Source organism: Streptomyces flavofungini (assembly GCF_041028215.1).
In the GTDB taxonomy this organism is placed as follows: domain Bacteria; phylum Actinomycetota; class Actinomycetes; order Streptomycetales; family Streptomycetaceae; genus Streptomyces; species Streptomyces flavofungini_B.
In genome coordinates this window covers 1-13,302 of sequence record NZ_JASKYR010000200.1, presented here as the reverse complement: position 1 = coordinate 13,302, position 13,302 = coordinate 1, and the positions used below count along the sequence as shown (strand labels likewise).

The 13,302-nt window shown below is 73.6% G+C and carries 12 protein-coding genes; 5 read left to right on the top strand and 7 right to left on the bottom strand.

All coding sequences use genetic code 11. The features are described from left to right. Window positions 1-186: 186 nt before the first annotated feature. Window positions 187-645, bottom strand: coding sequence for a MarR family winged helix-turn-helix transcriptional regulator (locus tag AB8Z36_RS16145; protein WP_369214001.1), 459 nt, complete (start codon window positions 643-645; stop codon window positions 187-189). 95 nt (window positions 646-740) lie between these two features. On the opposite strand from AB8Z36_RS16145, the gene AB8Z36_RS16140 reads away from it, so the two are divergent. Together AB8Z36_RS16140 and AB8Z36_RS16135 are read left to right on the top strand one after the other, a co-directional pair. Beyond that, window positions 741-1,775 (top strand): NADP-dependent oxidoreductase, encoded by a 1,035-nt coding sequence (locus AB8Z36_RS16140; protein WP_369214000.1) that lies wholly within the window; start codon window positions 741-743, stop codon window positions 1,773-1,775. A gap of 99 nt (window positions 1,776-1,874) precedes the next feature. Then, a complete protein-coding gene (locus tag AB8Z36_RS16135; protein WP_369213999.1) occupies window positions 1,875-2,303 on the top strand; it encodes an organic hydroperoxide resistance protein in 429 nt (142 codons plus the stop codon). Window positions 2,304-2,394: 91 nt separating this feature from the next. On the opposite strand, the gene AB8Z36_RS16130 is transcribed toward AB8Z36_RS16135, so the two are convergent. Beyond that, a complete protein-coding gene (locus tag AB8Z36_RS16130; protein ID WP_369213998.1) occupies window positions 2,395-3,555 on the bottom strand; it encodes a serine hydrolase domain-containing protein in 1,161 nt (386 codons plus the stop codon). Next, entirely contained in the window at window positions 3,552-6,122 is a 2,571-nt protein-coding gene (locus AB8Z36_RS16125) for a M14 family zinc carboxypeptidase (protein WP_369213997.1), read from the bottom strand. Before AB8Z36_RS16125 ends, AB8Z36_RS16130 begins: the two co-directional genes overlap by 4 nt. 92 nt (window positions 6,123-6,214) lie before the next feature. Here AB8Z36_RS16125 and AB8Z36_RS16120 point away from each other — a divergent pair, with 92 nt between their 5' ends. Beyond that, window positions 6,215-7,081, top strand: a complete 867-nt coding sequence (locus AB8Z36_RS16120) for an EI24 domain-containing protein (RefSeq protein ID WP_369213996.1) — start codon at window positions 6,215-6,217, stop codon at window positions 7,079-7,081. Between the two features lie 14 nt (window positions 7,082-7,095). Here the strand turns inward: AB8Z36_RS16120 and AB8Z36_RS16115 are convergent, their stop codons facing one another. After that, complete coding sequence (locus tag AB8Z36_RS16115) at window positions 7,096-8,388, bottom strand: pyroglutamyl-peptidase I family protein (RefSeq protein ID WP_369213995.1); 1,293 nt, start codon at window positions 8,386-8,388, stop codon at window positions 7,096-7,098. 354 nt (window positions 8,389-8,742) lie between these two features. Between AB8Z36_RS16115 and AB8Z36_RS16110 the strand changes: the two genes are divergently transcribed. Beyond that, a complete protein-coding gene (locus AB8Z36_RS16110) occupies window positions 8,743-9,375 on the top strand; it encodes a LysE family transporter (protein ID WP_369213994.1) in 633 nt (210 codons plus the stop codon). Here the strand turns inward: AB8Z36_RS16110 and AB8Z36_RS16105 are convergent. Beyond that, window positions 9,335-10,345 carry an aminoglycoside phosphotransferase family protein gene (locus tag AB8Z36_RS16105; RefSeq protein ID WP_369213993.1) on the bottom strand — a complete coding sequence of 337 codons (1,011 nt, stop codon included), beginning with the start codon at window positions 10,343-10,345 and terminating at the stop codon, window positions 9,335-9,337. The two genes, AB8Z36_RS16110 and AB8Z36_RS16105, sit on opposite strands and share 41 nt — an antisense overlap. A 76-nt stretch (window positions 10,346-10,421) precedes the next feature. Then, complete coding sequence (locus tag AB8Z36_RS16100) at window positions 10,422-11,009, bottom strand: TetR/AcrR family transcriptional regulator (protein ID WP_369213992.1); 588 nt, start codon at window positions 11,007-11,009, stop codon at window positions 10,422-10,424. Between the two features lie 184 nt (window positions 11,010-11,193). On the opposite strand from AB8Z36_RS16100, the gene AB8Z36_RS16095 reads away from it, so the two are divergent. After that, on the top strand, window positions 11,194-12,351 hold the full coding sequence (locus AB8Z36_RS16095) for an agmatine deiminase family protein (protein WP_369213991.1): 1,158 nt from the start codon (window positions 11,194-11,196) through the stop codon (window positions 12,349-12,351). A 7-nt stretch (window positions 12,352-12,358) separates the two neighbouring features. On the opposite strand, the gene AB8Z36_RS16090 is transcribed toward AB8Z36_RS16095, so the two are convergent. Beyond that, on the bottom strand, window positions 12,359-13,237 hold the full coding sequence (locus AB8Z36_RS16090) for a LysR family transcriptional regulator (protein WP_369214002.1): 879 nt from the start codon (window positions 13,235-13,237) through the stop codon (window positions 12,359-12,361). Window positions 13,238-13,302 lie beyond the last annotated feature (65 nt).

Here is a 13,302-nt window from a genome sequence, read left to right as displayed (position 1 = left end):
AGACGTGCGACCGGTTCCTGTGGTGGTGCACGTGAGCCGACCGGCCGCCAGGCCCGCTGAGGTCTTGTAACGGTAGAGGCCCCGTGACCGCGGAGCCCCCGTGACCGCGGAGCCCCCGTGACCGCGGCGGCCCCGTGACCGCAGAGCCCCCGTGACCGCAGAGCCCCCGTGACCGCGGCGGCCCCGTCAAAGCTCCCGGTCCTCCTCGCCCAGCATTCTCCGCAGCAGCCCCCGCAGCGTCACCCGTTCCTCGTGGGAGAGGCGGCCCAGCGGCTCGCGGGCGAAGTTCAGGGAGTCCCGCAGGCCGCGCGCCACCGCCTTGCCCTCGGTGGTGGGCGCCGCCAGCTTCACGCGGCGGTCGGCCGGGTCGGGGCGGCGCTCGACGAGGCCGCGCGCCTCCAGGCGGTCGACGATGCCCGTGATGTTCGACGGCTCGCACTTCAGCTTCTGGGCGATGCGCCGCATCGGCAGGGGCTCAAGCGAGAGCAGGCCGAGGACGCGCGCCTGTGCGCCGGTGAGCGCGTGGCCCGCGGCGGCCTCCTCGTACTCCTCGTGATAGCGCCCCACGACCGTGCCGATCAGCTCGACGACTTCGAGTGTGAGCGGGTCGACGCGGGAGGAGGGGGTACCGGAGTTGCTGGACATGACCATCAGGTTACCCGGTTACTTGACATCATGAAATATCCAGGAGCATGGTTGTTTCACCACATGAAGCATTCGTCGTAGGAGGACACCCCCTCGTGTCCGTCAGCCCTGACCAGCAGCTTCCGTCCGTCAGCCGCGAATGGCACCTCGTGCGGCGCCCCGACGGGTGGCCGGTCCCGGAGGACTTCGCGCTGCGCGAGGTCCCCGTCGAGGCCCCGGCCGAGGGCCGCGTCCTGGTCCGCAACCGCTACTTCTCGGTGGACCCGTACATGCGGGGGCGGATGAACGACGTGAAGTCCTACGTCCCGCCGTTCCAGCTCGACCGTCCGATGGAGGGCGGCGCGGTCGGCGAGGTCGTGGCCTCGAACGCCGAGGGCTTCGCCGTGGGCGACCACGTCCTGCACTTCGCGGGGTGGCGCGAGTACGCCTCCGTGCCCGCCCAGCACGCCACCAAGGTCGACCCGGACGCCGCGCCGCTCTCCGCCTACCTCGGCGTCCTTGGCATGACGGGCCTGACGGCGTACGCCGGACTGCTCGAAGTGGCCTCCTTCAAGGAGGGCGACGCGGTCTTCGTCTCCGGCGCGGCCGGTGCCGTCGGCGGCCAGGTCGGCCAGATCGCCAAGCTGAAGGGCGCCTCGCGCGTCATCGGCTCGGCGGGCTCCGACGAGAAGGTCAAGCTGCTCACCGAGGAGTACGGCTTCGACGCCGCCTTCAACTACAAGGACGACAAGCCCGTCGCCGAGCAGCTCAAGGACGCCGCCCCCGACGGCATCGACGTCTACTTCGACAATGTCGGCGGCGAGCACCTGGAGGCCGCCATCAGCCGTCTGAACGTGCACGGCCGCGTCACCATCTGCGGCATGATCGCGGGCTACAACGACAAGGAGCCGACCCCGGCGCCGCGCAACCTCGCCCTGGTCATCGGCAAGCGCCTGCGCCTTCAGGGCATGCTCGTGCAGGACCACAACGCGCTCCAGCCGGAGTTCGTCCGCGAGGTCGGCGGCTGGATCCGCTCCGGCGAGCTCAAGTACCGCGAGACGGTAGTCGAGGGCGTCGAGAAGGGCGTGGATGCCTTCCTCGGCATGCTCCGCGGCGAGAACACCGGAAAGATGATCGTCTCCCTCGGCTGAACGGCCGCTCCCGACGCACTTCCGGCATCCGATAACCTGATTCCGGAAACCGTGGTTGTGGGCGCGCACCACGTCACATCTCAGGAGGAAAAGGCAGTTATGTCCATCCAGAAGATCGACGTCAAGTACACCGCCGTAGCCACTGCGGAGAACGGCCGCGACGGCCGTGTGGCCAGCGACGACGGCAAGCTCGACGTCGTCGTGAACCCGCCGGAGGAGATGGGCGGCAGCGGCGCGGGCACCAACCCCGAGCAGCTCTTCGCGGCCGGTTACAGCGCCTGCTTCCAGGGCGCGCTCGGCGTGGTCGCCCGCAAGGAGAACGCCGACATCTCCGGCTCGACCGTGACCGCCAAGGTCGGCATCGGCCAGAACGAGGCGGGCGGCTTCGGCCTGGAGGTCGCGATCACCGCCTCCATCCCGAACGTGGACGCGGCCACCGCGCAGTCCCTGGTCGATAAGGCGCACCAGGTGTGCCCCTACTCGAACGCCACGCGCGGCAACATCAAGGTCGAGGTCTCGGCCGCCTGACTTCCGGCCGTACATACGTGAGGGCCGCGTCCGGAGCACCGGACGCGGCCCTCACGCGCGACACCGTGAGCGGTCCTCACGCGCGCGTGGCTCAGCCCGCCGCGAGTGCCGCCTCGTGGACCGCGCGGACGAGGCGCTCGTTCTCGGCGGCCGGACCGCCGGGGAAGGGGAACCGCCGCCGCGTATAGCCGTAGGCGAGGCCGCCGCGCGGATCGGCGAACGCCTGGGAGCCGCCCACGCCGCTGTGCCCGATGGTCCCCGCGCCCAGGAACGGGTACACGGCCCCCGCCGTCGCCTGGAAGCCGACGGCGAACACCCTGAAGGCCCGCAGCACCAGATCGTGGCCGACGGACTGGACCTGCCCGAACTCGGCGACCGTGTCCGGTGTCAGGAGCGCGTCCCGGCCGTCGACGCCGGTGACCGCCGCCGCGTAGAGCGCCGCGAGGCCCCGCGCCGACGCCACCCCGCCGACCGAGGCGGGCCCCTTGGCGCGCACCGCGCGCGAGTTGGGCAGCGCCTGCACGTCGGTCGGCCGGGCGGCGTGGCGGTTGAAGGCGATGGAGTGCAGGCTCTGCGGCTCCGGGGGCTCCGCCGCGAGCAGCGCCGCCTGACCGGGCGTCGGCGCCATCGGCTGCACGGAACGGAAGCGCCCCTCGTGCTCCTCGGGCAGCCCCAGATGGAAGTCGAGCCCGTACGGGGCGCGCACCCGTTCCTCGTACAGCTCCTGGATGGTCCGTCCCGTGGCGCGGAGGACGACCTCTCCGGAGAGCGCCCCCACCGTCAGCGCGTGGTAGCCGAAGGCGGCCCCCGGCCGCCAGAAGGGGCGCTGCGCGGCAAGCCGCGCGGCGATGGCCCGGTCGTCGGCGACCTCGTCGGGCATGAGGCCGGACGCGGCGCCCGCGAGGCCCGCCCGGTGCGCGAGCAGCTCCCGCAGCGTCACCGCGCCCTTGCCCGCCGCGGCGAACTCCGGCCAGTAGTGGGCGACCGGCTTGTCGAGGTCCAGGACCCCGTCCTGCACGAGCAGCGCGACGACGAGGTGGGCAGCGCCCTTGGTGGAGGAGAAGACGCCGTACAGGCTCTCGCCCGTGACGTCCGGGCCCACCCACAGGTCGACGACCTTGCGCCCCCGCACATAGGCGGCGAGCTGGCCCTCGTACTCGGGCAGTTCACCCGTGAGCACGGCGGTGAACTCCTCGCGCACCGCCTCGTACCCCTCGGCGACCGTCCCCTGGACGCGCATGTCCCGCGTCATGACCGGCCCACGCTGAGCAGTGCCCGTCCGACCTGCGGGAACACCCCCTTCGGGTGGTCGCGGAAGAGCGGCTCGGTGCCGAAGAGCACCACGTCGGCCCGGCCCGCCGACCCGCTGACGACCGAGGCGCGGCCCGCCGCGTCCGCGGGCCCGCCGGAACCGTCCTCCAGGGCCCGCCAGTGCCCGGCCACCAGCGGATCGCCGGTGCCGTACCTCTGCTCCACGCGCACACCGGGGCCGAGGCCGGTGAACCAGGTGGGGGAGTAGACGAAGCTGTGGCCGGGGGCGCCGCCGGTGATGGTGCCGCCCGCGTTGGCCACCCGGACCACGCCGTTGGCGTCGCCGTTGCCCTCCACCGGCTCGGCAACGAGCAGCCCGGCGCCGGAGTTGAGCGCGGCTCCGGCCGCGCCTCGTCCCACGAGTCCGCCGCCCTTCTTCAGGAACGCGTCGAGAGCGGACTTCGCCGCCGCGTCCAGCTTGGCGCGGTCGAGCCCGGCGGAGACCATGAGCGCGTCCGCCTTCGTCCAGTCGAAGCCCGCGTTCAGGACGGCCGTGGAGACGGGCACCACGTCGAAGCCCATCTCCCGCAGCGCGAACAGCTCGCCCGGTGTGACGGCCGCCGCGACCCGTGTGCGGTGCAGCGCGGCGCCGCCCTCGGCCTTGGTGGCTTCGAAGGCGACGTCGTACTTCTCGGCGGCGGCAATGGCCGCCCCGCGCGCGGAGGAGGGCAGGATCGCGCCGCCCGTGCCGTCCTGCCGCGCGGAGACGCCCTTCGCCAGCAGCGAGTTGAGGGCCGCGACCTCGCGCGGGTCGTCGAGCCGCAGCCGCAGGGCGCCGCGCGGCGCGACATGGCCGACCTTGGCGGCGGCGTGCACCACGCGCGCGTGGACCCCCTTCAGGCCGCCGTCCTTGACCGAATCGACGCTCGCGCCCCAGAGCCGTCCGAGGCTCCACCCGGAGATGTCGTACATCGTCGACACCTTGTCGCTGATGTCCCGCCCGTCGGCCAGCATCACATTGGCGAGGCCCCGCTTGGGCTGGTGCATGTCGATGACATAGGAGCCACGGGCGTAGGCGCGCCCGCCGAGCCGGAAGCCGTGGCTCGCGCGCTCGACCCGTACGTCATTGGCCACCAGGTGGTCGACGAGCCGTGCCGCCGCCGTCGCCGAGCGCTGGCCGCGCCCCGCCGGGATCACGTACGCGCGCGGGAACTCGGTGGTGTACACGTCCTCCGGGCCGATCCCGGGCACGCCGGGCACCGTCTCCTCGGACACGGGGACCTGCTTCGCGCCGGTCGCGCCGCGCCGGAAGACCTCGATCTGGTCGGCGATCACCGAAGTGCGGTGCTTCTCGGTGTAGTCGAGGGTCGCGCGCATGGCCGCGCCCGCGATGTCCACGTTGATGGCGGCCCTGCGGCGCAGCTCGGCGACCGGCTGGGTGTCGTACTCCTCGTTGTTCACCTGCATCGGGAACTCGATGGTGTGCGTCGCGACCGCGCCGTGGAACGGCATGTACTGCGGGGTGAAGATCGGTGGCCAGTCGTCCCAGCCCTCCTCCTGGTCGCGGAAGGGGATGACGGCGGGCAGCACGCCGTCCTTCTCCTCGGTGTAGCCGAGGCCGTTGACGGCGGCTTCCATGCCGAGGGCGTTGGCGTAGGAGTTCTTCAGGAAGAGGTCGTACTCGTAGTTCTCGCCGTGCGGGGGAGTGGTCGGCTCGATCAGGGTGCCGTTGACATAGCCGTGCAGATCGATCATGACCGCGGGCTGCTTGTCCACGGCGATCCGCCGCACCGCGCGTGCCTCGGGCTGCGAGGCGGTGATGAAGTCGCGGTTCAGGTCGAAGCCGTTCGCGTTGGCGCGGGTGCCCGCGATGCGGCCGTCGGGGTTGGTGGTGACGTTGAAGTAGAGACGGTTGTGCGCGAGGAGGTCCCGGCTCCTGCGGTCCTTGGCCTTCGCCAGTTTCTCGATGAGCTTCAGGGCGGCGTCGGTGCCCTCCCACTCATTGCCGTGGATGTTGTTGTTGATGAACACGGGCGTCTTGTACGAGGACTTGATCTCCTTGTCCTTCGCGGCGGCCGACGGCGCGTTCTCGATGCGCTCGCGCATCCGCTCCTGCCGGGCCGTCTCGCGCGCCGACTCGGGCGCCGTGACCGTCACCAGGTAGAGCTCGTGCCCGCCCGCGGAGCGGCCCGCGACCTCCACGCTCACGCGGTCGCCGACGCGCTGGAGGGCGTTCAGCCTCGGGGCTATGCCGTGGTACGGCGTGAGCCCCAGTTTTATCGACTTGTCGGCCGGATTCGCCGGAGGCTCGGTGAGCTCGCGCTCACGCGGATAGCCGCGGCCCCCGTCACCGAGGTCCGGGGCCCGCGTGTCGCCAAGCGCCCGGTCCGCGGCCCGCTCCGGGGCCGTGGCGGCCCGGTCGGCGTCGAGCGGCGAGCCCTCGCGGACGGCGGGGCGCGGCGTCGGGTCGGCGACGGCGCTGCCGGGGGCGACCGTGGTGAACAGCAGCGCGCCCGCCGCGGCGGCGGTGGTGACCAGAACGGGTCTCGATGGCCTGGATATACCCATACGTACCTCCGGAAGATCGGTGACCGAGGTCTTACCGGTTCAACTCCCGTGCAACAAGGGGGCCTCGGGGGACAGCGGCTAAGGTGTGCTGCATGCGCGATCTTGGCAAGGGCTTCGGCTATCTGATGAAGGGCCAGCGCTGGGTCGCCCAGCACGGCAAGCAGTACGGAATGGGCCTGCTGCCCGGACTCATCACCCTTGTCCTCTACGCCGCCGCGCTCATCGCGCTCGCGCTCTGGGGCACCGGCCTCGTCGGCTGGGCCACGCCCTTCGCCGACGACTGGTCCTCGCCCTGGCTCGGCCTCTTCCGCGGCTTCCTCACGGCGCTGCTCATCGCCCTCGCGCTGCTGCTCTCCGTCGTCACCTTCACCGCCGTGACGCTCCTCGTCGGGCAGCCCTTCTACGAGTCGCTCTCCGAGAAGGTCGACATCGCCGAGTCGGGCCACGCCCCGGAGTCGGGGCTTCCGCTCTGGCGGGACCTGTGGATCTCCGCGCGGGACAGCCTCCGCATCGTCGTCCGCGCGGCGCTCTGGGGCATCCTGCTCTTCGCCCTCGGCTTCGTCCCGGTGATCGGTCAGACCGTGATCCCGGCGATCGGCTTCTGCGTCACCGGCTTCTTCCTCGTCGAGGAGCTCACGGCGGTCGCGCTCCAGCGACGCGGCGTCGAACTCCGCGAGCGCCTCGCCCTGCTGCGCTCCCGCAAGCAGCTCGCCTGGGGCTTCGGTACGCCCCTCGCCGTCGCCTTCCTGGTGCCCTTCGTCGCGGTCTTCCTGATGCCGGGCGCGGTCGCGGGGGCGACGCTGATGGCACGGGAGCTGCTCGGCGAGAACGCCGACGGGGCGGACGCCGACGGGGCGGACCAGGGGCTGAGTGCCCCCGGGCAGGGCGGCGGGCACCCCGGGCAGGGCGGCGGGCACCCCGGGCAGGGCGGCACGTTCGGGGACGGCCGCCCCGCCTGACGGTCCGCTCCCGCTCAGGAGGCCGAGACGGCCGTCCGCAGGATGCTCCGCACCTGGGCGATGATGTCGAGCCGGTTCCGCACGAACTCGGGGTCGGTGACCGCCCCGGTCGCCGGGTCCGTGTTCCCCGCGCCGAACTGGAGCACGGGCGTGTGGACATGCCCGCCGGGCAGCCGGTCGTGCAGCCCGAGCCGGTCCCGCAGCAGCGTGGCCCGGTAGGCGATCTCGTTGGACAGATAGTCACCGCCGCCGCCCGCGCGGGCGGCCGACCCCTTTGTCGGCCCGTCCGGCCGCACCACGGGCTGTGTGCCGCCCGCCGGGACCTCGGTCACGGAGGTGTTGTCGTACACCGGGAAGCGCCCGGTCTCCGCCGCCACGATCGCCTTGTACGGGAGGGTCGTCGACGTCCACTGGGGCTGTGACGCGGGGTCGGTCACCGGAACCAGTCCGGTGCGCGAGGCGTTGTCGTTGTCGGGGAACCCACCGCGCCAGGCCCCGTTGGTCCGCTCCACGTCGATCCGGCCCACGCGGCCCTGGCTGATGGTGGTGAAGAGGTCGACACGCGGCAGCACCGGACGCAGCGCCCGCTCCACCTCGCCGTCGCTGAAGTCCTGCCAGCGGACGGGGAAGGTGACCGCCTCGACCCGGGCAGGCCCCTCGGCGGTCCGTATCGTCGTGCCGTCGAGGGCCAGCGCGGTCGCGCCCGACGGATTGCTGATGCGCACATCCCGGTCGAGGGTGAACGGATCGAAGCCGGTGACGAGGACGCGCTTGACCCCCTTGTCGTGGTGGCGCGCGCCGTAGCGGACGTCGTCCTGGCCGCGCGAGGCCGTCTCCAGGGCGTCGATGAGCCGCGCGCGCCGCGCCTCGTCCAGGGAGAACCGCTTCGGCTCCCACTGCCGCAGCTCCTTGGTCATCCCGAGCCGCGCCCAGTAGAGCGGCCGGTCGTCGCCCCTGCTCAGATCGCCGCCCGCCGGACCGCGCCCCTGCGCCCGGTCGACGGCGCCGCGCCACAGCGACCTGCCTTCCCGCAGGACGAGCCGGTGCGCCTGGCCGTAGGAGCGCGCCTTGCCGAGCGCGCGTACCAGCTCCGGCGCGCGTGCGTCGAAGCCGCTGCGCCGCAGGATCTCCTGGGGCGCGGCCCGGTCGAGCCGCGCCTCCTCGGTGGTGACGGCACGGTCGCCGCCGGGGGCGGCCGAGGCGGGCGCCGCGACGCCGAGCCCGGCCAGCAGCACGGCGAGACCGAGGGTGCCGCCGAGCCGGGAGGCGGCACGAGGGCCGGTGAGCAGGTGAGGACGAGAGAGCACGCGGGTCCTTCCGTAGGCGGTCAGGGGTCAGCGGTCAGCGGTGGGCCGCGAGCCGTGAACCGTGGTCCGTGAGCTGGTGCCGATGGGGTGGCGGCAGTATCCCGGGACGGAGGGGGCGAGCGCTACGGGTCCAAGGTCCCGGACCTCACGAAGTCCTGGACGTGACTTCTCACGTGACCACTTACGTGACTTCTGTACGTGCGCCCGTGGGGCCGTAAATCGGTTGCCCCCGCCGTCCCGGCGCCGACAGGCTCGTCGTATGACCCGCGTCCCGGCCACCGCCGCTCCGCGCCCGWCCGGGGCGCGGGGGCAGCGGCGCACCGGCCGGACGTGGAGGCCCGTTCCCGCACTCGCGTGAGCGCGGTCCTGGTCGCGGGGCTGCTCGCCGGGTACGGCATCGCCATGCCGGTCGGCGGGGTCGCGACCTACCTGGTGGCCCTCACCGCGCGGACGTCCCCGCGGACCGGAGCCTGCGCCGCCCTGGGCGTGGCGAGCGGCGACGGCGTCTACGCCCTCGTCGCCGCGGTCGGCGGCACCTCCTTGACCGGCCTCATCGCACCGGCCGTGGTTCCGCTGCGCCGGGCCTCGGTCCTCGTGCTCGTCGCGCTGGCGGTACGGGGCGCGGTGACGGCCGTCCGCGAGTACCGGGGGCGGGCCGGTACGGCGGGCAGGACCGGCACTCCGCCCGGCCCCGGCCGCGCCTACGCCACGCTGCTCGGCATCACCCTCCTGAACCCCGCCACGGTGGTCTACTTCGCCGCGCTGGTGCTCGGCAGCCCCGCCACCACCTCGCTCACGCCCCTGGAGCAGGCGGCCTTCGCCCTGGCCGCCTTCGCCGCCTCGGCGAGCTGGCAGCTGCTCCTCGCGGGCGGCGGCGCACTGCTCGGCCGGGCGCTGACCGGACGCGGGGGCCGCCTGCTCACGGCCCTGGCGTCGAGCGCGCTGATCACTGGCCTCGCGGCACATCTGCTGCTGTCGGCGCGCTGAGGGCGGGCGGCGGCGGCCCGAGGCCGGACGTCGGCCGGTGCGCGGGGCCCGTGGGGCCTGCGGGGCCCGCAGGGCTGTTGGGACCGGTGAGTTGACCGATGACGTGCGTCGCGATGCGGGCCATCCTCGGGTTCCGCTCGCGGTAGTAGGAGAGTTCGTCGAGGGCGATCGACAGGGCCCAGCCCTTTCCCCGCGCCCACATGGCGTCATCGGCGGCGAGGCCGAGGGCGGCGCGGAGGGCGGCGCGGGCGGCGGCGTCCATCAGATACCACGCGGAGATCAGGTCGACGGCGGGGTCCCCGAGGCCCATGCAGCCGAAGTCGATGACGGCGCCGAGCCGGCCGCCGTCGACCAGGACATTGCCCGGCTGGAGGTCACCGTGCGTCCAGACGGGGCCCCGCTGCCACCCGGGGGCCCGCAGGGCGGCGTCCCACACGGCCGTCGCGGCCCGCTCGTCCACGGTGCCGCGCAGCCCGGCGATCACCTCGCGGGTACGGGAGTCACGCGCCGCCAGCGGCTCACTGCGGTAGGCGGCGGGCGCCCCCGCCGGGTCCACCTCGCGCAGGGCGACCAGGAGCCCGGCGATGTCCTCGGCGAACAGCGCGGGCTCGGTGAGCGGAGCACCCGGCTCGGGCGTCGCCCCGTCCAGCCAGCGGAATACGGACCACGCGTACGGAAAGCCCTCGCCGGGACGGCCGAGGCCGAGCGGCTCCGGCACGGGGACGGGCAGCGCCGCCGCGAGCCGGGGCAGCCACCGGTGCTCACCCTCCACGTCGGCGGCGGAACCCGGGGTGCGCGGCAGCCGCACCACCTTGTCCTCGCCCAGCCGGTACAGGGCGTTGGCCGTCCCGGTCGCGTGCACCCGCCGCACCGGCAGCCCGGACCACGCGGGGAACTGGGCGGCCACGAGCCGCCGTACGAGCGTCTCGTCCATGTCGGGCTCGTCGGCATGCGTCTTCGGGTCTGCCATCCGGTGCGGCCTCCTTGTCAGTGGTCCGGTCGTCGGTGGTCCGGTCGTCAGCGTCGGGTCGTCAGTCGTCCGGTCGTCAGTGGCCCGAGGGGCGGTCGAGTTCCGTGGTGAGGGCTCCGCGCAGCAGGTCACGGGCGCGGTCGAGCGTCACCGTGCCGTTCAGCCAGCGGTCGCTGAGGCCTTCCACCAGGGCGGTGAGCCGCTCGGCCGCCGCCTTCGGGGCGTCCCCGGCCGCGTCGGTGCCGCGCGCGGCCCATACCTGCCCGATGAGGTCCGCGACGTCCCCGACCCACTCGGCGGTGGCGGCGGCGAGCGGCTCGCGCAGGTCCGGATCGAAGATCGCGGAGGCCCGCAGCTCGCCCCAGGCCGCGCTGTTCTCCCGTACGCGGGGCGTGTCCTGGAGTTCCAGGAGCAGCATGCCGGTGAGCTGGACGCGGGGGTCGTCCGAGGTCTCCAGGGCCGGGTCGGTATAGCGGACGGCCCGGCCGCCGATGAACTCCAGGGTGCGGCGGAGCAGCCCCGCGCGGTCCTTGAAGTGGTAGTAGATCAGCGCGGTCGAGACCCCGGCCTCCGCCGCGACCTCCTCCACCCGCAGCCCGCGCACCCCGCGCCGGGCGATCAGCCGGGCGGCGGCTTCGAGGATCTGGGTCGGCCTGTCCGGCATCGCTCGCTCCACTGCCTCATGGGGTTCGGTCCGCCCCGGAGGGCCTTCGGCTCGATCATGCCGTACGGCTCTGACATGCCGTACGCTGACTTCCTGACTGAAATTTCAGTCAGGAAGCAGAAGTGACCGGCAGCAGTGACCGGCAGAAGAAGTGACAGGAAGCGACGGGAGCGGAGCCATGGACATGTCCAGACGGGGGACCCTGCGGGCGGGCGCGGTCGCCGCCATCGGCGCGGCGCTGAGCGCCTGTGGCGCACGTGATGCACGGGACGCACGTGATGCGCGTGATGCGCCGCAGGACGCTGAGGAAGCGACCGCGCCCGCCGCGAGCACCCGGCCCGGCGAGGCCCGCCGGATGCCCGAGGAGGCGGCCCCGCACGAGCTGACGTACATGTCCTGGCCGACCAGCCGGATCTGGCGGTCGGACACCGGCGCCGTCCGTCGGGACATCGCGCGGATCGCCCGGACGATCGCCGAGTTCGAGCCGGTGACGCTGCTCGCGGGCGAGCGGGACGCGAAGGCGGCGGGGCGGGCCTGCGGCTCGGGCGTCGAGGTGCTCCCGGTGCCGGTGGACGACCTGTGGGCGCGGGACACAGGGCCCAGCTTCGTGCTCGGCCCCGACGGTGTCGCGGGTGTCGACCTGCGCTTCAACGGCTGGGGCGGCAAGCAGCCGCACGCCCACGACGCCGAGGTGGCGCGGGAGATCCTGGCCGAGGGGCGCATCCCGCGCGTCGAGGCGCCGGTCGTCGGCGAGGGCGGCGCCATCGAGGTCGACGGCGCGGGCACCCTGCTCGCCACGGAGAGCTCGTGGGTCAACGGCAACCGCAATCCGGGCAAGTCCCGTGACGAGATCGAGCGCGCGCTCAAGGACCTCTTCGGCGTCACCCGCGTCATCTGGGTCGACGGCGTCAGGGGCGAGGACATCACCGACTTCCACATCGACGCCCTGGCCCGCTTCGCCGCACCGGGCGTCGTGGTCATGAGCACCCCGGCCGACAAGGGCGCCGACGACGTGTGGGCCAGGGCGTACGCGCAGGCCCGCGAGGTCATCTCGGCGGCGTCCGACGCCCGTGGCAAGCGCCTGGAGATCGTGGAGCTGCCCGAGCCCGCCGATCTCCGCGGCCGGGGCCCCGACTTCCTCGCGAGCTACGTCAACTACTACGTGGTGAACGGCGGCGTCGTCCTGCCCCGCTTCGGCGACCGCGCGGCGGACGGCAGGGCGGCGTCCATCGTCCGCGAGCTGTACCCGGGCAGGGAGGTCGTCCAGGTCCCGGTGGACACCCTGGGCGAGGGCGGCGGCGGCATCCACTGCGCGACCCAGCAACTGCCCGAGTCGCCCTGAGCGACCTCTAGGTCCGGGGGCGGGCCGAGCGCAGCGCCGCCAGGAACGGCGTGACCGCCCGCGGCACCGAGCGGCCCCGCGCCGTCGCCGCGTACACCGCGCGCGCCGGGGCGGAGTCGTCCCGCAGCGGGACGAGGCTGATGTCTGGGCGGACCGCCTCCGCGGCCAGTTGCGGGATGAGGGTGATGCCGAGGCCCGCGGCGACGTACCCCTGTTTCGCCGTCCACTCCGCGACGACGTGGGCCACCCGGGGCCGGAAGCCGTGGTGCAGTGCCCGGTGCAGCAGGGTGCCCTCGACGTGCGGGCTGCCGGATATCCAGTCCTCCGCGGCGAGCCGCGGCAGGCGCAGCTCCGGTTCGGCCGCCAGCGCGTGACCGGCGGGCAGTGCCACGTACAGCGTCTCGTCGAGCAGATGGTGCAGGTCGTACGCGCCGCCGGGCAGCGCGCCGCCCGTGGTCGAGACGACGGCGAGGTCGAGTTCGCCCTCCGCGAGACGGGAGAGCAGTGCGGGCGTGCGGCCCTCCTCGCGGGTGACGGTCACGCCGGGGTGGCGGGCGCGGAAGCGTGCGAGGGCCCTCGGCACGAGCCCCGCGTCGGCCGTCGCGAACGCCCCGAGCCGCAGCGGCCCGCCCGTCGCGTCCCGCAGCGCCGCCAGCTCCCGCGCCGCGCCGCGCAGCCGGGCGAGGACCTCCTCCGCGTACGGCAGCAGCGCCCGCCCCTCCGCCGTCGGACGCACCCCGCGCGGCAGCCGGTCGAAGAGCCGGGCACCGCCGAGCGCCGCCTCAAGGGCGGAGATCTGGCGGGACACGGCGGACTGCGTCCATCCGAGCTCCCGTGCCGCCACCGTGAACGACCCGTGCCCGGCCACGTCGACGAAGGTGCGCAGCCAGACGGTGGAGAGATCAGGGAGCGCGGCGGGGTCGGGTCGGAGACTGGGGCCAGGGCCAGGGC